The following is a 22,745-nucleotide window of genomic DNA, read 5'->3' as shown; positions in this document are numbered from 1 at the left end:
AGCAGTAATGGTAGTAACTAGTAATAATTTTTTCACTTTAATAACCTTTTATAATACAAATAGAGTTAATAAAAGAAAAAACCACAGGATGTACCTAATAACACGGTGACTCCGCTGTCATAGATAAAGATAGTACTATCCTTAGACCGGTGGTTTTGCGTAACACGTTTTCGCGTGTTTTGCCTTTTCTTTGTTAGTGTAATTATCACTAAAGTCGTAGTTAATTGCAACCCAAGGGTTACAACTTATTGGTATTTAACACCTAGTTGACTTAATTATTTTACAAATGGCGATTTTATAAGCTTTACCTATAACGTTATTGATTTTGAAGATGTTTTTATAGAAATGTAGAGCGTTAATTCAAAGGTTCTAGACGTTATCCACAGTAGCTATTTTGTGCAACTAATACCTTGCTTGACGGTTGATATTTAGGGGCGGTTTGGCAGTATGAAGTTGTGTTACTAAACCTGGTGAATTTTGTGGAGAGGGGAGCAAGTTAGAAGCATGGCGGTAATAGCAATCTCACTAATTTTCTGATTATTTACCAAGTTAAAACACCCCTCTACTGCGTTACTTACTTAATAATTAGAGCGACTAGTTATCAAACAAATGTCTTGTATTTCGCTTTTTGATCTTCGTATAGAGAAGACCAGTTAATTAATGCAACAGGTGAAATGCATTTTTAGCTTAAATCGTAATAACTAATTAAATATTAATATTTTTCATAGATCAATATAAGCGATGACTATGATGGGACTTCGGCGAATTATAACGCCAAACTGAATACAAAAAGGGACCGCAGCCCCTTATTTTATATGTTTTTATTAATTATCAACTGCAGGTTATCACTTTATAATTGCATCTCAGGCACGTCGCCTTCAACAACAAGTTCACCTTCAGTTAATGATATTATTTCTGCGACTGACACGCCAGGTGCACGCTCTAATAAGTAAAACTTACCATTTTTTATTTCAATAAAAGCTAAATCAGTTAATACCCTTTTAATACAGCCTTTACCGGTTAACGGCAGCGTACAATTACTTAACAACTTAGACACACCATGCTTAGAGGCATGGGTCATGGTCACAATAATATTGTCTGCACCGGCGACTAAATCCATCGCACCGCCCATACCTTTAATTAACTTACCAGGGATCATGTAAGAGGCAATATTACCATTTACATCAACCTCAAAGGCGCCTAAAACGGTTAAATCAACGTGACCGCCTCTGATCATGGCAAATGATTCTGCTGAATCAAAAATTGATGCGCCTTTTGCCATTGTCACTGTTTGTTTACCCGCATTGATCAGATCGGCGTCAATTTCTGCTTCGGTGGGAAATTGTCCCATGCCTAGTAAGCCGTTTTCAGACTGCAGCATGACTTCGATCCCTTCGGGAATATAGTTTGCCACTAAGGTTGGAATACCTATACCTAAGTTAACGTAGTAACCGTCTTGTAATTCTTGTGCTACCCGCTGTGCTAGTTGTTCTCTTGTTAAAGCCATAAATTACTCCTTACTAACACTGATTATTCTGAGTCGCTACGAACAGTGCGCTGTTCAATGCGTTTTTCGAATGTACCTAAGATTAAGCGATTAACATAAATGCCCGGCGTATGAATGTGATCAGGGTCTAGTTCGCCTGGCTCCACAATCTCTTCTACTTCTACTACGGTTATTTTGCCTGCGGTTGCTGCCATAGGATTGAAGTTACGCGCGGTTTTTCTAAACACTAAGTTGCCATAACGATCGGCTTTCCACGCTTTTACAATAGCGAAATCGCCTTTAATTGCCGGTTCTAAAATGTAATGCCGCCCGTCAAATTCACGTTCCTCTTTGCCTTCGGCTACTGGTGTGCCATAGCCTGTCGCCGTAAAGAAAGCCGGAATACCAGCACCGCCAGCACGCATTTTTTCTGCTAAGGTGCCTTGTGGTGTTAATTCAACTTCGAGTTCACCGTTCATCATCTGACGTTCGAACTCAGCATTTTCACCTACGTAAGAGGCGATAATTTTTTTTATTTGACGGTCAGGCAGTAAAATGCCGAGACCAAAATCGTCTACACCGCAGTTATTTGAAACCAGGGTTAAGCCTTTAGTGCCTTTACGCTGAATTTCGCGTATTAAATTTTCAGGAATACCACATAAACCAAAACCACCAGCAATTACGGTCATATTGTCTTCAAGACCGGCCATTGCTTCTTCATAGCTTGACACTACTTTGTCAAATCCTGCCATTATTTACTCCTCAATATTAATGTTTAATTTATATTTTATTCGCTGATGTAGGTAATGCTCACTATCAACGCCAGGTAACTTTTTAGTTAACTTTTTAGTCTATATTTTAGATTATTTTGCACGATAGGCTATCGAGACTTTTGATAACGGCGCCTTGCCTAATTTGTCGCTAATAAACCATCCTGCAGCCAGTAATTTGTCAAAATCAATATTAGTTTTTATACCTAAGCCATTGAGCATATATAACACGTCTTCAGTGGCGACATTGCCTGATGCACCCTTAGCATATGGGCAACCACCAAGACCTGCAATAGCACTATCGACTACCTTTACGCCCATAGCAAGCGCTGCGTAAATGTTGGTCAAAGCCTGTCCATAGGTATCATGAAAGTGCACAGCCAACTTATCAATGGGGACTTTAGCACTAACAGCCTGTAACATTTTTTGGACACTGGCTGGCGTACCAACACCAATGGTGTCGCCAAGTGATATTTCGTAACAGCCCATTTTATATAACTTTTCTGCAACTTCGGCTACTTTTTCTGCTGCAATATCACCATCGTAAGGACAGCCAACGACACAAGACACATAGCCACGCACACGAATGTTGGCGGCTTTTGCAGCTTGCATAATGGATTCAAAACGTTGCAAACTTTCATCAATCGAGCAATTAATATTTTTTTGACTAAAGGCTTCTGATGCTGCGCCAAAAATAGCGACTTCATTAGCATTCACCGCCATTGCTGCTTCAAAGCCTTTCATATTTGGCGTTAATGCGGCGTACGTAACACCGCTTTTGCGCTTAATACCTTTGAAAACATCACTAGAAGTGGCCATTTGTGGCACCCATTTAGGCGAGACAAAACTGCCGCTTTCAATGTAGCTGACACCGGCGTCAGCTAACTTTTCAATTAACGCTATTTTATCTTCTGCGCTAATCTGTAGCTTTTCATTTTGTAGACCATCACGTGGACCCACTTCAACTATTTTTACTGAGTTCGGTAATGAAAATTGAGCAATATCAGTCATTATGCTTCCTCTGCGGTAAAGGCGATTAATTCAGCACCACCGTCAACCATATCACCATCTTTATAATATAGAGCATCTACAACACCATTACTTGGCGCGCGAATGGTATGCTCCATCTTCATTGCCTCCATAATCATCAAGGGTTGATTGGCAATCACATTATCACCGGCTTTTATTAAGACTGACACCATGGTGCCGTTCATGGGCGCAAGTAAACCACCATGGTTATCATCAGCACTATTATCGCCACAGTCTGGCAATATATGGATAAAATTAAACACACCGTTTTGATGGAACAGGCTAATTTGGTTAGCATTTTTTGCAATCGTTGCATGACTGCGGTAGCCGTCAATACTGGCGTATAACGTCTCGTTTTCAATACGACCTTGACAGTCAACGGTTTGGCCATCAACCGAAATTAAGTAATAACTACCACTACCTTGACGCTTTTGCTCGACTATAATCGGGTATTCTGTGCCATTATGAGCCAATACCATGTGATGAATATTCGCTTCATTTAAACGCCAAGCATTCGTCATATTCCAAGGTGAGAATGGGTCGTTGGTTTTTGCGGCCTTTGCTTGTGCTTGCTGTGCTTGTGACAACACTAAATAAAGCGCCGCCATCGGCAATTCGCCAGCAAGGGATTGCTCGTTGTCATGAAATATTATGGCTTGGTTTTTTTCAATAAAACTGGTGTCGATATCCGCATTAACAAATGGCGCACAAGTGGCTAAGTTATAAAGAAAATCGATATTGGTTGTCACACCACTTATACGATACTCCGACAAGGCTTTCGCTAGACGCTGTAAGGCTTTTTCACGGCTTTCATCCCAAACAATTAATTTTGCAATCATAGGATCGTAAAACACGCTCACTTCATCCCCTTGGCGTACACCGGTATCAACACGAACAAATTCACTTTCAACGGGCGGTTGTAAAAAGTCTAACTTGCCAGTGGCAGGTAAAAAGTCATTGTTGGGATCTTCAGCGTAAATTCGGGCTTCAAAAGCATGGCCGTTAATTTTCAGTTCGTGTTGAGCTTTAGGTAATACTTCACCTGCCGCAACACGTAATTGCCATTCTACCAGATCTTGACCAGTAATTAGTTCAGTCACTGGGTGCTCTACTTGTAAGCGAGTATTCATTTCCATAAAGTAAAATGAACCATCAACATCAAGTAAAAATTCAACCGTACCGGCACCTTGATAACCAATAGCTTGTGCTGATTTTATAGCCGACTCACCCATTTGGGTGCGTAGCTCTTCGCTCATACTAAAGGCTGGCGCTTCTTCAATTACTTTTTGATGACGACGCTGCACTGAACAGTCGCGCTCAAAAAGATAAACTGCGTTTTGGTGATTATCACAGAACACTTGAATTTCAACATGGCGAGGTTGAGTTAAGTACTTTTCAACTAACATTCTATCATCACCAAAAGATGATTTTGCTTCGCGTTTAGCGGCGGCAAATCCTTCAGCAAACTCATTTTCATGCCAAACTTGGCGCATACCTTTACCACCGCCGCCAGCGGTAGCTTTGAGTAATACCGGATAGCCCATATCATCAGCGGCTTTTTTGATCACGGCCTCCGATTGGTCATCACCATGATAACCTGGCACTAAAGGCACTTGGGCCTTTTCCATAATATTTTTAGCGGCAGACTTTGACCCCATAGCTTCAATAGCAGCAACCGGTGGGCCAATAAAAGTAATACCTTCTTTGCTACACATGCGACAAAACTCAGCATTTTCAGAAAGAAAGCCGTAACCTGGATGAATGGCTTGCGCGCCGGTACGTTTCGCGGCTTCAATTACTTTCTCTGATAATAAGTAACTTTCGCGTGAAGGTGAGCCACCAATATGGATCGCTTCATCGGCCATATTGACGTGTAATGAGTCAGCATCAGCATCAGAATAAACCGCGACTGTTAATATGCCCATTTTGCGTGCGGTTTTAATAACACGACAGGCGATTTCACCACGGTTGGCAATTAGTATTTTAGTAAACATAAATTTTATCCTTCGCCTTTATTTGTTGATGTTTTTGACTCGGCTTGCCAAGCAGGTTGGCGCTTTTCAAAAAATGCCGTTAGGCCTTCTTGACCTTCTGCGGAAACACGAATGGCTGCAATACGTTCACAGGTGTTTTTAATCAGTGCTTCGTCAATATCTTGGTAAGCTACATCAAAGGCTAGCTGCTTCGCTTGTCGCACGGCCAATGGCCCATTGGCTAATAGTGTGTTTACCATTTCAGTAACTGCGCTATCTAATACGGTTAACGGGTATATTTCATCGACTAAACCAAGTTGCTGTGCTTTGTCAGCAAAAAATCGCTCAGCAGTTTGAAAATAACGTCTGCTGGCTTTCTGGCCGATTGCGTTAACCACATAAGGGCTAATGGTGGCAGGAATTAAGCCTAACTTTACTTCACTTAAACAAAAGCTCGCTTTGTCGCTGGCAAGGACAATATCGCAACAGCTTGCTAGCCCAACAGCGCCGCCAAAGGCAGCACCTTGCACTTTAGCAATGGTAGGCTGTGGCAAGAAATTAAGGTTTTTCAACATTTGGGCGAGGGCGTTAGCGTCCGATAAATTCTCTTCATAAGAGTAAGATGCCATGCGCTGCATCCAAGCTAAATCAGCGCCGGCAGAAAAGTTTTTTCCGGTTGACGCTAACACCATGACATTAATGTCATGGCATTGTGCTATGGCCTGAAATAGGTGATTTAGTGCAAAAATAATACTGTCATCAAAGGCATTATGCTTTTCAGGATTATTTAAGGTAACCGTTGCTACGCCGCGGTTGTCAACATCGAACAATACCTGTTCACTAGGACTTTTTATTTGGTTATATGAAAGCATGATCAATTCACCCCTACATTCTAAACAGACCAAACTTGGTCTCTTTTATAGGTTTATTAAGTGACGCTGAAATAGCTAAACCAAGCACTTGACGGGTATCGGCAGGGTCAATCACGCCATCGTCCCATAAACGTGCTGAGGCATAATATGGATGACCTTGATGTTCGTAATTATCGATGATGGGTTGTTTGAAGTTTGCTTCTTCTTCTGCGCTCCATTGTTCACCACGAAGGTCTTTTTGATCACGTTTAACTTGGGCTAATACGCCAGCCGCTTGTTCGCCACCCATCACTGAAATACGCGAGTTTGGCCACATAAAGAGAAAGCGTGGGTCGTAAGCACGGCCACACATGCCATAGTTACCTGCACCGAAACTACCACCAATTAAAATGGTAAATTTAGGCACTTGTGCGGTTGCAACTGCGGTGACCATTTTTGCGCCATGTTTTGCGATACCGCCAGCTTCATATTGCTGACCGACCATGAAACCAGTAATGTTTTGTAAAAATACTAAGGGTATTTTTCGTTGGGCACACAGCTCTATAAAGTGCGCGCCTTTTTGTGCCGATTCGCCAAACAAAATGCCGTTATTGGCAATAATGCCGACTTGGTAACCATAAATACGGGCAAAGCCACAAACTAAGGTGGTGCCATAAAGCGCTTTAAATTCATCAAATTCACTGCCGTCAACCACACGGGCGATAATTTCACGCACATCATAAGGCTGACGAGAGTCTTTGGGTACAATGCCATAAACTTCTTCTGTGGCATAAGCGGGTTCAACAACTTCTTTAATGGCCATTTGTACGGGTTTCACCCGATTTAAATTACCAATAGCGCTGCGAGCAATTTCTAAAGCATGGTGATCATTTTGCGCATAGTGATCGGCAACACCTGAGGTACGACAATGCACATCAGCGCCACCTAAATCTTCAGCACTGACTACTTCACCCGTAGCTGCTTTAACTAAGGGCGGGCCTGCAAGGAAGATAGTGCCTTGTTCTTTTACGATAATAGATTCGTCAGCCATAGCTGGAACATAAGCACCACCAGCGGTACATGAACCCATCACTACCGCAATTTGTGGAATGCTTTGCGCTGACATATTGGCTTGGTTAAAGAAAATACGGCCAAAATGTTCTTTATCGGGGAAAACGTCATCTTGATTCGGTAAGTTTGCACCACCTGAATCGACTAAATAGATACAAGGTAAATTGTTTTCTTGCGCGATAGCTTGGGCACGTAAATGCTTTTTCACCGTTAACGGGAAATAAGTACCTCCCTTTACGGTCGCGTCATTGGCAATAATAAGGCATTCTTGACCACCAACACGGCCAATACCTGTGATGATACCTGCAGCGGGAACGTTATCGTCATAAACTTTAAAGGCGGCTAATTGTGATAATTCAAGAAATGCAGAGCCGGGGTCGAGTAAGGCATAAACTCGATCTCTAGGTAATAATTTACCACGTGACAAATGACGTTCTCGACTACGTTCACCACCACCGAGTTTTATTTCTTCTAACTTAACTTTTAAATCATCGACTTGTAGTTGCATATGGGCAGCATTTTCGATGAAGTCAGGGCTGCGGGGATTAATTTTTGATATTATCTTAGCCACGGTATAACCTTATGTTTTGTTGAACTCTTGCTTGGTCAGCGCATATTGATATTGTTTTCGATTCATTAATATTACATCTGTGCTTAATGAGTGATGAGTATTCAATAGCAATAGTCACTGAAGTATTTTATAGCTTGTGCTTTTTTTTGAGCATTTGGCTAAGCTCGAAGCCAATAGCGCGAGTTCAATAAAAAACACCTAGCATAGTTGCCTATCTGGGTGTTTTTAGGTAGAAATCGCGTCATTAGCAACGAAAAAGCCAAAATCAGCGTTAAACTGATTCGTTAAACAGTTCGCGGCCAATTAGCATACGGCGAATTTCTGAGGTGCCAGCGCCAATTTCATATAACTTAGCATCACGCAACAAACGCCCAGCAGGGAATTCATTAATGTAACCGTTACCGCCAAGTAATTGAATGGCGTCTAAAGCCATTTTTGTGGCCAGTTCGGCAGAATATAAAATAACACCCGCGGCATCTTTACGGGTTGTTTCACCGCGATCGGCTGCCATTGCACATAAATAAGCATAAGATTTAGCTGCATTCATTTGGGTGTACATGTCGGCAATTTTGCCTTGAATTAATTGAAATTCACCAATGGCTTGACCAAATTGCTTTCTGTCATGAATGTAAGGCACAACTAAGTCCATACAAGCATCCATAATACCTAGCGGGCCGCCAGTTAATACGATGCGTTCATAATCTAAGCCTGACATTAATACCCGAACGCCTTTGCCTTCGCCGCCTAAAATGTTTTCAGCCGGCACTTCACAATCTTGGAAGACTAATTCACAGGTATTAGAGCCGCGCATACCTAATTTATCTAGTTTTTGATGACGTGAAAAACCCGGATAGTCACGTTCAACGATAAAGGCAGTAATACCTTTAGAGCCGGCACTGGTATCAGTTTTTGCATAGATAATAAAAACATTGGCATCAGGACCATTAGTAATCCACATTTTGTTGCCATTAAGAATGTATTTATCGCCTTGTTTTTTGGCGGTAAGTTTCATACTGACTACATCAGAACCAGCGTTTGGCTCTGACATGGCTAAAGCACCAATATGTTCACCTGAACAAAGTTTAGGTAAATATTTTTCTTTTTGTTCATGGCTACCATTTTTGTTTAATTGGTTTAAACAAAGGTTAGACATGGCGCCATAACTTAGGCCTACAGAGGCAGAAGCACGAGAGATTTCTTGCATAGCCACCATGTGTGCTAAGTAACCTAAACCAGAACCACCGTATTGCTCATCTACTGTCATGCCTAACAAACCTAGGTCGCCAAATTTGCGCCATAAGTCCATGGGGAATTCGTTATCTTTATCGATCTGTGCCGCACGAGGGGCAATTTCATCACGAGAAAAAGCGTTCACCGTGGTGCGGATCATGTCAACAGTTTCACCTAGGTTAAAATTCATTGATGAGAAAGTAGAAATCATAGTAGTACCCTTAATAATGGTTTGTCGTGTTAACGCTTTTATTATCACGTTAACTTTTACTTTATTTGTTACGCGACTTAGCGCTTTTATCTATTGCTGCTTATTGACTGACTAACGGTTATTTTTCGATAAGCGCCAAGGTATTTTGGCAATTTTTTTCTAAACCAGTTAATTCAATCAACACCGCTTTAATATCTTCTAATTGCTGGTTTAAGTCATTCTTTTTGTTGGAAATTAATTCCATGATTTGTATTAATTGCGTTGCACTTGAAGTGTCAGCATCGTAAAGCTCAAACAAGCGACCCGTTTCTGCTAATGAAAAACCTAAGCGTTTACCACGTAGAATTAACCTTAGTCTAACTCTATCTCTCTGGTTATATATTCTTGTTTGTCCTTTGCGATTTGGTAGTATCAGGCCTTGGTCTTCGTAAAAACGAATACTGCGGGTGGTAATATCAAACTCTCTTGCTAACTCGCCGATAGAGAAGGTGATTGGGTTCTTATCGCTCATTATGGTTACTCATTCTTGTTGCTCTAAGTTAACGCGCTTTTTATTTATGGGATACTTTACAATAAGTTTACGTTAACGTAAAGTGCGAGTGTAAAGTTAGCTAACTGAAGTGCTTTTACATAAGAGATAATAGCCGTGTGCGGTTTAAGTCCGCGGTTTAAGTCAATGGTGTTATTTAAAGCATAATTGAGCACATGATTTTGCTTTAAATAACGATGACAAACTTTGTAAATACTAGCGTTATTATATTAAAAAGTATAAAGAGTACGTTTGTGTAAAACTAAATTTACGTTAACCTAATTTGTAATTCTTATCGATTATTGAAAAACTATCTAACCAACAAATGTCGAACGAATATTAAACAACACTTTATCGGAGAACCCTATGTCTACTCAAGATCCAATCGTTATCGTTGCTGCAAAACGTACCCCTATGGGTGGTTTTATGGGCGGTTTATCAGCCGTTAGTGCGACCACTTTAGGTGCAACTGCCATTCGTGGTGCTATGGCGGCCGCTAATCTATCTAATGATCAAGTTGATGAAGTGATCATGGGTTGTGTATTACCTGCGGGCTTAAAACAAGCACCCGCAAGACAAGCTGCTTTAGAAGCTGATTTAGCTTTATCAACCGCCTGTACCACTATCAATAAAGTTTGTGGCTCAGGTATGAAAGCGGCTATGCAAGCACATGACGCTCTATTGGCTGGTTCTATTGATGTTGCCGTTGCTGGTGGCATGGAAAGCATGACAAACGCACCACATTTATTACCTAAAGGCAGAGCTGGGATTAAAATGGGTCAAGGCCTAGTACTTGATCACATGATGACCGACGGTTTAGAAAATGCCTACGACGGTATTGCCATGGGTTGTTTCGCACAAGCTACGGCTGATGAATCTGCCTTTACCCGTGAAGATATGGACGCCTATGCTATTCGTTCATTAGCACGTGCTAATGCTGCAATTGCTGATGGTGCATTTGTTAATGAAATATCGCCAGTGACGATTAAATCGCGCCGCGGTGATTCAGTATTTGATATTGATGAACAACCAGGTAATGCTCGTCCAGATAAAATTCCTAGCTTACGTCCCGCCTTTAAAAAAGACGGTACCATTACTGCTGCTAACTCAAGCTCTATTTCTGATGGCGCGGCGGCATTAGTGATGATGAAGTTATCAGAAGCACAAAAACGTGGCTTAACGCCTTTATGTAAGATAGTTGCTCACGCGACGAACGCACAAAAGCCAGCAGAATTTACCGTTGCGCCAGTAGGTGCGATGCAAAAAGTTCTAGCTAAAGCTCACTGGACAGCAGCAGATGTTGACTTGTTTGAAATTAACGAAGCCTTTGCTATGGTGACTATGCTAGGTATTAAAGCCTTAGACTTAGATGTTGAAAAAGTTAATGTTAACGGTGGCGCTTGTGCATTAGGTCACCCGTTAGGCGCTAGTGGCGCACGTATTATGGTGACGTTAATCCATGCCTTGAAAAACAGAGGCTTAAGCAAGGGTATTGCTTCGTTATGTATCGGCGGCGGCGAAGCAACTGCGATTGCTATTGAAATGATGTAACCATTACTTAAATTGAAAACCCACTTATTTGTGGGTTTTTTTGATCTTAGGGTACTAAAGGCTATTAGCTGCAATATAGTCAAAGCATTTCAAATAAAAAAAAACACTTACTTAACTGATATTTAATTTGGTAGCGTTTGATTTATAATTTAAATAAAAGATATCTAATCGTCTGAACTGCTAGATTTTACACAAACAGTTTGCGCTGATGGCTCGGCTGGCTTACAGCAAACATTGAATAAGTTAAAAAGTTAATGATATTTTTAACCTCTTAAGTTCATTTTACGTTTGAAGCTGTTGTTAGTTGTTAGTGCTAATTACATTACGTGATTTTTTTTTGCCAAGGAGACCAAACCAAAACAAGCCCTCGAACACAAAACCGAGCATGATAAATAAAAATATACCTGTTGAGCTGCCATAACTATAAGAGCTAAGCGCAGCCGTTATTAGTACGGCAAGAATTATAAACCTATATATTTTGTTCACACTAATTCCTTTTATATCATTGTAACTAGCATCCCATTAGAGAGCTAAAATAGCAAAGCGAAATACTGGAAGTCCAGTCAACTATATTTTTCCGTTTTAAGTAGTTATCTATTTTGCTTTTATTAAGGGCACATATTTGTTGTAAAAATATGAAGTTAAAATCAAGTCGAATATAAATAAACCTATAACAACAGTGTAATGGTCGATAAAAGTAGGGAGAATTAGAATTATTAGTAATGATGGCAGTATTAATAATAGGGATTTAAAAGGCACACAGATAGGCTCATTACAATTAGTACAGTTATGACTAACTATAGGGCTTAGGGCTAACTTTCTAAAAAAACTAACCGATTTCTCATTACAATATGGACAATTAAATTTATTCACCGTACCTCCATGTACATTGTCATACTTGAATAGCTTTTAACCTGCTTTAATTTATTATCGTTACTTCACCACTGTTAGAATCATAGTTAACGGTAAGAGTGTCTTGCTTGTTATAAGTATAAGTACAACTTCCATTATCATGTGTTGCTTCAAAGTCACTAGAGTCGTTACCTAACACTAGAGCATCTGGTGAATCTAGAACTGCTCGCCATACATCCAAACAATCATTTTCACTGTTTAATGTTAAACTAACACCTCTTGTATCAGCAGGGTAACCATAACTATTTACACTTAAATCTCCTCCTGCGAGGGGATCTGAAATGGCTATAAAATCTTGTACAGCCTGATTTTTTCCTCGTATTAACCAAGCAATATGTACTTGGTTTACACCACTTTTAAAAGCAGCTGAAATACCTAAAAATACAGCTTCATCGGCATCCTCAGTTAAATCAATAAACTTAGGCACTGCTGTAGCGGCCAATATACCCAAAATAACGATAACGACTACCAACTCAATTAACGTAAAGCCTTTTTGCTTATACAAACTTAAAATCCCTTTAAAATATTAATGTTTATCTCGAAAATGAGAAAAGTTAACGCCTGACTAAGAGGCAAAAAATAGTTTGCTAAAATGTTGAGGGCCGAAAACAGCAAACAGTATGTTTCATAATTTAATAGATTGTTATATAAGGATTATATTTAGCAATAGATATATAATCGTAGATAAAACAGCAATACTTAAAGTTACATACGACAAGTGAATTAGCCAATACCTGTTAGATTTAAAACTATTATGTCTATCCCAATTTTGAGCTGCTTTAGGTTTGTTTAACTCTCTTGCTAATAAGAAAATTTTTAGCATTAATAGGTAATTCATACCAACAAAGTAATACTGTTAAAACAAAAGATATTAGCGACTTTAACCAAACCCCTCAGACGAAAAATGAGGCGTAATCCACCAAACCTATTTGAAAAACACGGCTCTTAGAAACTAATATGTGTAACTTAACGTTCAAGACGTTAATGCTTTCTTGTAACTTTTCGTCAATATACATAACTTAATATTAACATTCAACACGTTAATTTTACTTATTGAATTATTTATTGAATGACTTATTGAAGATAGCGATGTAGAAAGGCTGATTAAACTCCGCTTAAAACACAAAAGGGGACATGCAGTTAAGCTTTTTTATATACAGCGCATGTTTGAGGTTAAAGTGAATAACTTTGAAATCTGTATTTTTCTCACATATCAAAGCAATTATGCGAAGATGACGCTAAACGCACTATTGATTGTTATTTATACTGGATGAAAGCCTATATCATTTTTATTGGAAAAACTCATTCAAACCACTGCGATGAAAAAGCAGTTGAACAGTTTCTTAGTTATCTTTGAAATAACTTAAGCCTTGCCTTTAAGCCTCAGGTGTTAGCGTCAAATTTGGTTTATTATTTATATATTAAATGATGGGAGGGGGCAGGTTTTTTACTTTGCATGACTTACGCTCAAATCAGCTAAGTTATTGTAAAATAAAAAGCCTAACTCTTTATGTTTCAAACGACTATGTAGCTAAGATAGCTGATTTTTCACACGCCCAGTTAGGTCTTAACTTAATATTCTCAGGTTAGGTAAAGCTTACTATTACATTTTTCAGTTCAATTGCTGACTGTGCCACATTAGCAATATTTTTTAGTGCTTATTATTTTACCTAGATATTACCTAGATATTACCTAGCTTAATAGCGCAATAATTTGTTCGCCATAAAGCTCAAGCTTTGTTTTACCTATGCCATTAATCTCTAATAGTTGATTTGAGTTTTTGGGGTTTCTGCGTGCGATATCCATCAAGCTAGCGTCGTGAAAAATAACAAATGATGGCACGCCTCTTTCTTTAGCCCACAAGGCTCTTTGTTGCCTAAGCTTTTCAAAGTTAGCTTGTTCTTCTGTTGTTAAATCATTCTCAATAGCGGGTTTTGATTTTTGAGCTTGCTTGGATTTTGTACTCTTTTGCACCTTAAGTTGTATTGCACATTCACCTTTTAATAAAGGCCGCGCTTTTTCGGTTAATTTTAACACGCCATAATCCATTTCAACCGCTAAATAGCCCATTGAAATTAGCTGCCTAAATACCGTTTGCCATTCAGTTGCGATAAGTTCACTGCCAATATTATAAGTTGAGAGTTTATCGTGGTTAAGGCTGGTTATTTTTGGTGTCTTTTTACCGGTAAGTACGTCAATTTGATGGCCAACACCAAACCTTTGGCCTGTTCTATAAACCGTAGATAGCGCTTTTCTGGCGGCACTTGTGCCATCCCAAGTCAGAGGAGGATTCAAACAATTATCACAATTACCGCAAGGTTCTGCTAATGTTTCACCAAAATAATTTAACAGCACTTGTCTGCGGCATGAGCTAACTTCACAATAACCCAGTAAGGCATCTATCTTACGCTGCGTGAGATATTTAAACTGTTCATTGCCATCACTTTGGCTGGCCATTTGTTTCAGTTTAATCACATCTTGCATACCATAAGCTAACCAAGTGTTAGCTGGCAGTCCATCTCGACCGGCACGTCCGGTTTCTTGATAATAGGCCTCGATACTTTTAGGTAAATTTAAATGCGCCACAAATCGTACGTCGGGCTTGTCAATGCCCATACCAAAAGCAATGGTGGCGACAATAATAATACCGTCTTCTCTCAGGAACCGTTGTTGGTTATTATCTTTAATATAGCTGGCTAAACCGGCATGATAGGGCAAGGCAACTTTGCCTTGTTCAGATAACCACTGGGCGGTTGTTTCTACCGACTTTCTCGACAGACAATAAACAATACCCGCATCATTGGTATGTTCGGCATTAATAAACTGCAGCAGCTTTTCTTTGCTATTTTTCTGTTCACTGATCCTATATTGAATATTGGGTCGGTCGAAACTGTGTATAAAAGTTTTAGCACCGGTTAAATTTAAAACCTGAACGATTTCCTCTCGGGTTTTCATATCAGCGGTAGCGGTTAAGGCAATTTTAGGCGTGTTGGGGTATCGATGAGCTATGATGGAAAGTTTTTGATATTCAGGTCTAAAATCATGGCCCCATTGCGAAACACAATGAGCCTCATCAAAGGCAAATAATGCAATAGTGACTTTATCAATAAGGCTAAGAAAATAGTCACCTAATAATCTTTCAGGCGCAACATATAATAAGTCGATATTACCTGACATTATCAGCTGCTCTACGCGCCTTTGTTCTTCATAATCTTGTGATGAATTTAAGAATTCAGCTTTTACCCCTTGCAGCTTTAAGGCATCGACTTGATCTTTCATTAAAGCGATCAGTGGCGATACCACGATACCAACACCATCTAAAACTATCGCCGGTATTTGATAACATAATGACTTACCGCCACCCGTTGGCATCAGGGTGAACACATCAGTGCCACTGATTAATTCACTAATGATATTTGCTTGTTGATGGCGAAAATCAGCGTAACCAAAGGTGCTTTGTAAAACTGATTTTGCCGTGTTGATATCCAAATTAAGTTCCTTGATAAAACTAGATCATATTAAGTCAGCATATTTTTAAGTGCAGGGGTTATAAACCACCCAGACTAAAAATTTAACCATAAACAGCCCCAAAATCTTATTCACTTTACATTGATGTATTGAGCCTTTATTCGTCAACACCGATTCTTTTGAGGGTCGAGCATTCGGTGAAGATAGCATTAATGGCGACATAAATGAACACAAGGCAAGTCGACGTTGGCGACTGATCGTAATAGCGGGCATTTATGCTTAACTAGCGCCATATTTTTATCATGTAAAGGTGTTTCAACGAGCTTTAAAATATATTTTCGTTATATTATCCCACTTTTGTTAACCGCCGTTCGATGAACACTTCTCTTATAATCTTGATTTTATGTTAATTATTCTGGTTGTATCGCTTTTTAACCATGAAAATCATCTGAAGGCGAGAGCTATAAAAAAACATTACTTTTTATAATAAATATAAATGCAAATAATAAGCGTTATCATTTGCATTTGGTTTTGAGGTTAGTTAATATTAAATTCTTCATTAATTAAGGTTTTAATATAAAAGTAAAAACATGACATCTCACACTAAATTTCATCATAAAAATAAAATAGCACTTGGTGCACAGGCCGTAGCTGCTGCTCTTGTATTTAGCAGCCCGCAGTTATACGCAGAAAGCAATGTAGAAAATTGTGAAAAAGATAGCGGCGTTAAGTGCGAATCAAAGCCAATTAATCAATCAGATGAAGCGATTGAATTAATTAGAGTTCACGGTTCTAAAACCTCGGTATATTTACATCCTGCCTCTGGTGATATGCGCCGTGTTGCTGCACTTGTTGATACGCCTCAAATTATTACAGTATTAACACAAGACCAAATTTTAGAAGCAGGTAAAACTGATCTTAAAGATATTTTGTCAGCGCAAGCGGGAATTACTTTAGGGACGGGTGAAAACGGCAACGCTTTTGGTGACCGTTATATTATTCGCGGCCACGAAGCGCGCAGTGACGTATTTGTTGACGGTTTAAGAGACCCCGGCATGAGCACCCGCGAAAGTTTTGCTACTGAGCGTGTTGAAATTACCAAAGGCCCAAGTTCAACTTTCGCAGGCCGAGGTTCATCAGGTGGTGCGGTTAACAGTATTACTAAAAAAGCGTCAGTAAATTATAATTTTGGTCGTGTTGATGCCGGTTTAGGTAGCGATGAATATAAACGTGTCACATTAGATTATAATTTACCCCTGTCAGAAAACTCTGCTATTCGACTTAATGCTTTAGTCTCTGATGAGGATAAACCAGGCCGAGAAGACATTTCAAATGAAAGAAATGGCGTGCAATTATCAGCTGTATATTTACCCACACAAGCACTATCCATTACCGCCGATGGCTACTATTTAGATGCTGAAGATGTGCCTGACCTAGGCAGTTATTATGACCGTGATGCAAGAGCTCCTGTTGAAGACATTCCTGTTTATGCACAAGCGTCAGACTTTTTAACCTCTAAAGTAAAAACATTCACCTTAAGAACTGAATATGAAGTGAATGATGATATTGTTCTCTATAACGCCACACGTTTTGGTGAGACCAAAAATGGTTATATTACTACCGGTGCAAGTGGTACAACCCGTGCCGCTAGCGATCTCGAAGCGCCAGGCGAACAAACCATAAATTTAAGCACCCATCAAGGTTATCAAGATGTTTCGTACGCCAGTACGCAGTTCAACTTATTCTGGAATACGAAAGTGTTTGATTTAGAGAATAACTTTGTATTTGGTCTCGAATATAGCGATGAAAGCGTTAAAAATGGTGTTTATGACATTAATTATAACAACGCAACTAATTGCATAACATCTGGTCGTCGTGGTGATAGAGAAGGTTATTGTATTGTTGACGGTACGGGTAATCAGGTCAGTGATATTGCTCAGTTGATGGGAAGAACTTATACCCGCGGTGACAACGATGCCGTACTTGATATTGAAACAGTGTCAGTTTACCTTATTGATACCGTGCATTTAACTGACCAACTTGACGTTTCTTATGGTGCTAGGTTAGACAATTTTGATTATAGTAATGACGCAACAAGTAGAGGCACTTCGGCGCTTTATGCTTATTCAGACACTATGTATAACGGTAATCTTGGCTTAATATACGATTTTTCAGAAGACCTTAATGTCTATGCAAATTACAGCACAGCAACCAACATTAATGGTGGTGAGACTGACTTAGGCGCAAACTGTGGTTATGGTGGTGTTTGTGGTAATGCGACTCAAGTACCTGACTCAGAGCCTGAACGGGTAGAAAACATTGAGCTTGGTACTAAATTAATGTTGCTTGATGATAATTTATTGTTTAGTGCCTCTATTTTTCAAATTACTAAAAATGATGTCATGGAAAGCGTAGGTGACGACGATTACGCCACCTTGGGTACCTTAAATACTGGCGAGAATAGAGTAAGAGGTATTGAAATTGGCTTTGTGGGTAATCTAACCGATGAGTTAAGTGTACAGTTTTCTGCAACGTCAATGGACTCTGAAGTTATAGACTCTATAAATGAAGACAGTATTGGCCTAGCGTTAAGTAACTTTGCTGAAAAAAGTGTCTATTTACAATTAAGATATGAAATTAATGAGTCATTTGTTGTCGGTGGTGATTACGCTTACCAAAGTGAAATGTACGCAGGCCAGCCAGATACTGCTGCGGGTTATGATAGCGTAAATAATCAATACAGCATTGTGGTTCCTAGCTACCAAGTGGTTAACTTATTTGCTAACTATTATGCTACAAAGGACTTAAGTTTTAGATTAAACATTGGTAATGCCTTCGATGAAGAATATTGGACGGCGGCATATCGTTCTGGTGCATTTATGTATTTAGGTAGTGCTACCAGTACAAAACTTACCGCAACGTATGAATTTTAATTAAAAAGGCAAAGTAAAAGTAATGATTGTTATTGAAAAAATATTATCCAAAGAAGAAGTTAATGCTTATCGTCAACAGCTCACTAACGACATTTGGGGCGACGGTAAAAATACCGCGATGGGCATGGCGGCTTCGGTTAAAAATAACAATCAAGCTGATGCCAATAATACCCATGTGCGTCAATTAGCTAACCAGCTATTGTCGCGCATCGGTGAAACACCTAAATTGGTTTCAGCCGCTTTACCACATAAAATATTTCCACCCTGTTTTAATCGTTACAGTGATACGCAAGAGTATGGTTATCACGTCGATGCGGCGATCATGAGAATTCCTGGTACGACAGAGGTTTTACGTAGTGATATGTCAATGACCACATTTTTAAGTGAGCCTGAGGAGTATGAAGGAGGAGAGTTAATTATCTCTACCGAATTTGGCCATCAGTCAATTAAGCTGCCGGCCGGTTATGCTGTAGTTTATCCGTCAAGCAGCTTACATAAAGTCACGGCTGTTACTCAAGGTCAGCGAGTCGCCGCAATTACCTGGATGCAAAGCATGATAGCGGATGTTAGTCTGCGTCAAAATTTGTATCAACTAGATCAAAGTATACAAAACCTGATCACAGAGAATAAAACCTCCCGCACAGAACTAGACAGTTTACATAATGTTTACCATAACTTAATTCGAAATTTTGCCCAGCTGTAGTCATGGTTTGGCTCGGTTGGCTTTTTCTAGTTAAGAAAAAATTAAGAAAAAGTTAAGCAAAAATCAAGCAAAAGTTGAACATCACAAAGTGCTGTTCAACTAGATATTCAGCGCAAAACTCAATAGCACACGTTTACCCGACTCAATTTTAGAGACACTATGCTCATACTTGTCAGGACGAAATAAATAAACCCGATTAAATAAATTTATAATACAGTGTGAACACTTAAATACCCCGCCTGCTTTAGGCGTTTGTATGACAAAATTAAGTTTGTAATAACGTCCTGATTGCACGGGATCACTGTGTGTCATTACACTATGGTTAGTCGGGTAAGTGACATAATTAATAGAAAAAATTTGACTACTGAAAATTGCTCTATTCTTTACTTTAGCGATCATGGCCACTCCATTATTTTACGGGAAGTCATCATTATCGATAACATACTCAAGACACTTGCCCAATAACACATGCTTAATACAGATGGATATTGGGTTGACCTATGCCAATCACAAGCGGTAAAGCTGTTGCGACTTTACCTAGTCATTAAAATAGTTGCTGGTTGGCTAATCCTCTAGCGTATCTAAATAAAAAGTTAATTGTTTTTAAAAGGGCTATCGACTTAGCCCGACCAACCACTACATGTTGTGGTCCCTTTCTTTTGTCATTTAGGTCTTGTTGGTGCTCAAAGCGGAATAAAAACTTTAAAATTGTTTGCTTTGGTCGAGGTCGATTGCACACCCGTTAGTTGACCTAAGCAGGTCGACAGCTAACTTAATAATTCTCGGTATAGCGGACGTTCCCAAAATCGGTTTTGTGAGTCATTTTTTGACAACAAAAAGAAAAATACAGTTATAGGTGAGAATACTATCTCTGTCTCCTGAAAGCTCAAAGCTGCCAGTCGCATTTCGTTTCTGAACGCTAACTTTTGCCACAGTATAGACATTAGCATCAAGTGACTAAAATTGAATTCAGATTAGATTTTGTATTGATAACGCCCAAATAACAGGCTAAGTAATGGTTGGCTAAAATTGTGTAGCGAAGCGAAACGAAACGTAGCCAACTGTTACGTGTCCTTGTTGATTTACTTGTTATATCCCTATCTAATCATTACACCAATCCAATCGCACAGTAACAAAACCCCATTATTGTCGTAAACCTCGCATTTCATTGTATGTAAACCACGATATGAAGTTGTCTCATTTAGTTCTACTTTAGAAAATGGAGCTATTGATTTATTATATTGACTAGTACGTTTCTTATGAATAGATTTAACTTGTCCCTCTTGCTCGCGATCCCTTTCATTTTCTGGAGTTTTTCTACCATGATTAGTTTTCTTGAAAACTACTTTAAGGGGGAAGCTGAGTCGATTTGTTGTCTTAGCATCAACTTCAAAAATTAGTGAGATATTTGCATCTAAAAACCTAGAAGCTGAAATGTATTCACTCTTTACTCCTTCAATTAAAGTAAAACATCTGTATTCTAATTCTGAATGATCTTTTACAGAACATCCGCTAATATTTTCTCTAAAGCTTCTTGGAAGAGCACTAAACTCAAGACTTTTAGAGTACGACAACTGCCTCATCTTATAGTTTATAGGATTTCCATCATTGTCTGTAAGGTTAGGTGTGACTACAGGGTGGTTTTCAGATACGCCATATTTATCTTGAGTCTTCATATGAGAGTATTTTTCTGGCCAATCGATAAAATCTAACAAACCTTGCCCAAGCATAGTTTGGTTCTTACTCGCCAAGCCTTGCAGTTTCGAAGCCATGTCAATTGGTAAACCTGTTGCGGAAACTTCACCGACATTTTGATAGCCGAAACTACCCCAAAGCACTTCATGATCGTCTCCAAAGTCACAGCCAACTCTAAAACCAAAATCTTTAGCATCAAGACCCTCGCGCTCCATCCAAGGCTTAATACTTTCCTCTAAAATAGCCCGTAAAGTTATGGAGCAATTGATTGCGTCTGCAACCGCATCTTCTTTTTTAGTAGAAATTCCACCAAAAAATGCCATCACAGCATCCCCCATTAATCTATGAACGTGACCATCAAGAGATCTAATTATTTCAACACAAGTTTGAATAACGGCATTTTTAAATTTAAACACAAAATCTAGAGGATAGAGAATAGAAAGTCTTGTTGAGCCCTTAATGTCTACAAATAGAGTACAGGTGTAATGATTCTGTGTTGTGCCTGTACCCTCAAGATCAATGAAATCTGGGTGCGTTCCAATAGGTGAATTATTAACATCACCTTTACCAAAATGAGGCCGAATTTGTGTTTGGAGAATAAACTCTTCCTGTGGACCCACTGGTAATGATTGCAATGATTCTGTTATTGAATGTGAATCCATTGATTCTAGAGAAGCTGATTTTTCTATGCTCCTATAAGTAGATTGGGCATTTACAGAATCGTAAAAATTTTCAAACATTTTTTCAAAATTAGCCATCGATTATTTCCCTCCATGAAAGATAAAAAGTAACAGTGAAACCGTTAGCAGAGGAACCACCCCATAAATAATGATTCTTACCGATATTTTTAATATTCTAAATTTTTCATTTATGATTTCAGCAACTATAAAGGTCTGTTTAGATAAATCTTCGAGTAACTGTTCAGGTGAAGCTGCTCCCACTTTCTCCGTATAGCCCTCAATTCCATTCTCACAGTTTGCAACGTCTCCAAAAAAAATTAATGACTTTTCACCGTCGTGGGTTTTTGTAACGGGAAAAACCGCCCTTAACAAATTTATAACGGCTAAAAGAGAACAAAAAATTGTTAAAGTAGAGAAAAAAATAGCTGCAAAATATAGATAATTACACCCTGATGACGATGGAGTAATAGACATAACCCGAATTGTGAGTCCTAATAAAATTGCTCCAACAAATGACATCATTAGACCAACTTTAAAATTCGTTGTTGCAACGTAATGATCGTACCTTTTAATGATATCGAATAAGAATGCTGTCTTGTCTTTCAAATTATCGCTTCCTTCGATCAAAATATTCTCCTAAATCATGGGGGGACACTGGGATATAACGCCCTGTTAAGAGGCGAAATTTAGTTGGCTAAAATGTTGAGGGACGAAAATAGCCAACTGAATTTTGTCCTGCTTTAACAGCTTAGTTGGCAACAGACTCGAACCATTTTTTATGGGAATCTAAGTCATCACCGAAACCAGCAGCCATTAAAAGATCTCGCCAATCACTGTTAGCTAGTTTTATAGCCTTTTCCAAGTTAGTTTTGCTATCCGTGCTTAGCTTCAAAACTGCGAATCTTATACGCTCCATTTCAATTGGAGTCCAACCTTCGCAATCAAGTGCTTCAATCCCACATTCATCCTCTAATATAGTGACAATATCTGTAGCTTCACTAGACTTAAAAAGTGTATGAATTAAAAACTCGGTATTTGGACTAAGTACACTCATAGATTTGCCTACTAACGCCCTGTTAACA

The 22,745-nt window shown here is 39.1% G+C and carries 18 protein-coding genes and 1 riboswitch; of the genes, 4 read left to right on the top strand and 14 right to left on the bottom strand.

Annotation, left to right across the window (positions count from 1 at the left end; all coding sequences use genetic code 11):
* Positions 1-101: 101 nt before the first annotated feature.
* Positions 102-194, bottom strand: a riboswitch (cyclic di-GMP riboswitch).
* Between the two features lie 656 nt (positions 195-850).
* From H4J65_RS02415 to H4J65_RS02380, 8 genes are all read right to left on the bottom strand, one after another.
* Positions 851-1,507 (bottom strand): 3-oxoacid CoA-transferase subunit B, encoded by a 657-nt coding sequence (locus H4J65_RS02415; RefSeq protein ID WP_182136391.1) that lies wholly within the window; start codon positions 1,505-1,507, stop codon positions 851-853.
* A gap of 23 nt (positions 1,508-1,530) precedes the next feature.
* A complete protein-coding gene (locus tag H4J65_RS02410) occupies positions 1,531-2,238 on the bottom strand; it encodes a CoA transferase subunit A (protein ID WP_182194993.1) in 708 nt (235 codons plus the stop codon).
* Positions 2,239-2,349: 111 nt separating this feature from the next.
* Positions 2,350-3,267, bottom strand: coding sequence for a hydroxymethylglutaryl-CoA lyase (locus H4J65_RS02405; protein ID WP_182194990.1), 918 nt, complete (start codon positions 3,265-3,267; stop codon positions 2,350-2,352).
* The gene (locus H4J65_RS02400) at positions 3,267-5,279 is read right to left on the bottom strand and encodes an acetyl/propionyl/methylcrotonyl-CoA carboxylase subunit alpha (RefSeq protein WP_182194985.1); all 2,013 of its coding nucleotides are present in this window, start codon (positions 5,277-5,279) and stop codon (positions 3,267-3,269) included. The genes H4J65_RS02405 and H4J65_RS02400 overlap by 1 nt, the downstream gene beginning before the upstream one ends.
* 5 nt (positions 5,280-5,284) lie before the next feature.
* Positions 5,285-6,130, bottom strand: a complete 846-nt coding sequence (locus H4J65_RS02395) for an enoyl-CoA hydratase/isomerase family protein (RefSeq protein ID WP_182194983.1) — start codon at positions 6,128-6,130, stop codon at positions 5,285-5,287.
* A gap of 13 nt (positions 6,131-6,143) precedes the next feature.
* Positions 6,144-7,751 (bottom strand): carboxyl transferase domain-containing protein, encoded by a 1,608-nt coding sequence (locus H4J65_RS02390; RefSeq protein ID WP_182136396.1) that lies wholly within the window; start codon positions 7,749-7,751, stop codon positions 6,144-6,146.
* Between the two features lie 271 nt (positions 7,752-8,022).
* Complete coding sequence (locus H4J65_RS02385; RefSeq protein ID WP_182194980.1) at positions 8,023-9,192, bottom strand: isovaleryl-CoA dehydrogenase; 1,170 nt, start codon at positions 9,190-9,192, stop codon at positions 8,023-8,025.
* A gap of 118 nt (positions 9,193-9,310) precedes the next feature.
* The gene (locus H4J65_RS02380; RefSeq protein WP_182136398.1) at positions 9,311-9,703 is read right to left on the bottom strand and encodes a MerR family DNA-binding transcriptional regulator; all 393 of its coding nucleotides are present in this window, start codon (positions 9,701-9,703) and stop codon (positions 9,311-9,313) included.
* Positions 9,704-10,087: 384 nt separating this feature from the next.
* Here H4J65_RS02380 and H4J65_RS02375 point away from each other — a divergent pair, with 384 nt between their 5' ends.
* A complete protein-coding gene (locus H4J65_RS02375; RefSeq protein ID WP_182194977.1) occupies positions 10,088-11,272 on the top strand; it encodes an acetyl-CoA C-acyltransferase in 1,185 nt (394 codons plus the stop codon).
* A 919-nt stretch (positions 11,273-12,191) separates the two neighbouring features.
* On the opposite strand, the gene H4J65_RS18170 is transcribed toward H4J65_RS02375, so the two are convergent.
* Positions 12,192-12,689, bottom strand: coding sequence for a type II secretion system protein (locus tag H4J65_RS18170; protein WP_182136400.1), 498 nt, complete (start codon positions 12,687-12,689; stop codon positions 12,192-12,194).
* 690 nt (positions 12,690-13,379) lie between these two features.
* Between H4J65_RS18170 and H4J65_RS18260 the strand changes: the two genes are divergently transcribed.
* The gene (locus H4J65_RS18260) at positions 13,380-13,541 is read left to right on the top strand and encodes a phage integrase N-terminal SAM-like domain-containing protein (protein ID WP_404851932.1); all 162 of its coding nucleotides are present in this window, start codon (positions 13,380-13,382) and stop codon (positions 13,539-13,541) included.
* A 335-nt stretch (positions 13,542-13,876) separates the two neighbouring features.
* Here the strand turns inward: H4J65_RS18260 and recQ are convergent, their stop codons facing one another.
* The gene (gene recQ / locus H4J65_RS02360) at positions 13,877-15,673 is read right to left on the bottom strand and encodes a DNA helicase RecQ (protein ID WP_182194974.1); all 1,797 of its coding nucleotides are present in this window, start codon (positions 15,671-15,673) and stop codon (positions 13,877-13,879) included.
* Between the two features lie 569 nt (positions 15,674-16,242).
* On the opposite strand from recQ, the gene H4J65_RS02355 reads away from it, so the two are divergent.
* Positions 16,243-18,585: a TonB-dependent siderophore receptor gene (locus H4J65_RS02355; RefSeq protein ID WP_182194971.1), complete on the top strand. Its 2,343-nt coding sequence runs from the start codon at positions 16,243-16,245 to the stop codon at positions 18,583-18,585.
* A 22-nt stretch (positions 18,586-18,607) separates the two neighbouring features.
* The gene (locus H4J65_RS02350; RefSeq protein ID WP_182136403.1) at positions 18,608-19,288 is read left to right on the top strand and encodes a Fe2+-dependent dioxygenase; all 681 of its coding nucleotides are present in this window, start codon (positions 18,608-18,610) and stop codon (positions 19,286-19,288) included.
* Positions 19,289-19,387: 99 nt separating this feature from the next.
* On the opposite strand, the gene H4J65_RS02345 is transcribed toward H4J65_RS02350, so the two are convergent.
* The 4 genes from H4J65_RS02345 to H4J65_RS02330 form a co-directional block, all read right to left on the bottom strand.
* Entirely contained in the window at positions 19,388-19,687 is a 300-nt protein-coding gene (locus H4J65_RS02345; protein ID WP_182194968.1) for a 2OG-Fe(II) oxygenase, read from the bottom strand.
* A gap of 698 nt (positions 19,688-20,385) precedes the next feature.
* The gene (locus H4J65_RS02340; protein ID WP_182194965.1) at positions 20,386-21,741 is read right to left on the bottom strand and encodes a nucleotide-binding domain-containing protein; all 1,356 of its coding nucleotides are present in this window, start codon (positions 21,739-21,741) and stop codon (positions 20,386-20,388) included.
* A gap of 3 nt (positions 21,742-21,744) precedes the next feature.
* Positions 21,745-22,290, bottom strand: a complete 546-nt coding sequence (locus H4J65_RS02335; RefSeq protein WP_182194962.1) for a Pycsar system effector family protein — start codon at positions 22,288-22,290, stop codon at positions 21,745-21,747.
* Between the two features lie 121 nt (positions 22,291-22,411).
* Positions 22,412-22,717 carry a hypothetical protein gene (locus H4J65_RS02330; protein ID WP_182194958.1) on the bottom strand — a complete coding sequence of 102 codons (306 nt, stop codon included), beginning with the start codon at positions 22,715-22,717 and terminating at the stop codon, positions 22,412-22,414.
* Positions 22,718-22,745: the final 28 nt, after the last annotated feature.

Source organism: Colwellia sp. MB02u-9 (assembly GCF_014077085.1).
Classification (GTDB): domain Bacteria; phylum Pseudomonadota; class Gammaproteobacteria; order Enterobacterales; family Alteromonadaceae; genus Cognaticolwellia.
Note: the sequence above shows the minus strand (reverse complement) of the source record. Positions and strands in the feature narration are given on the sequence as shown.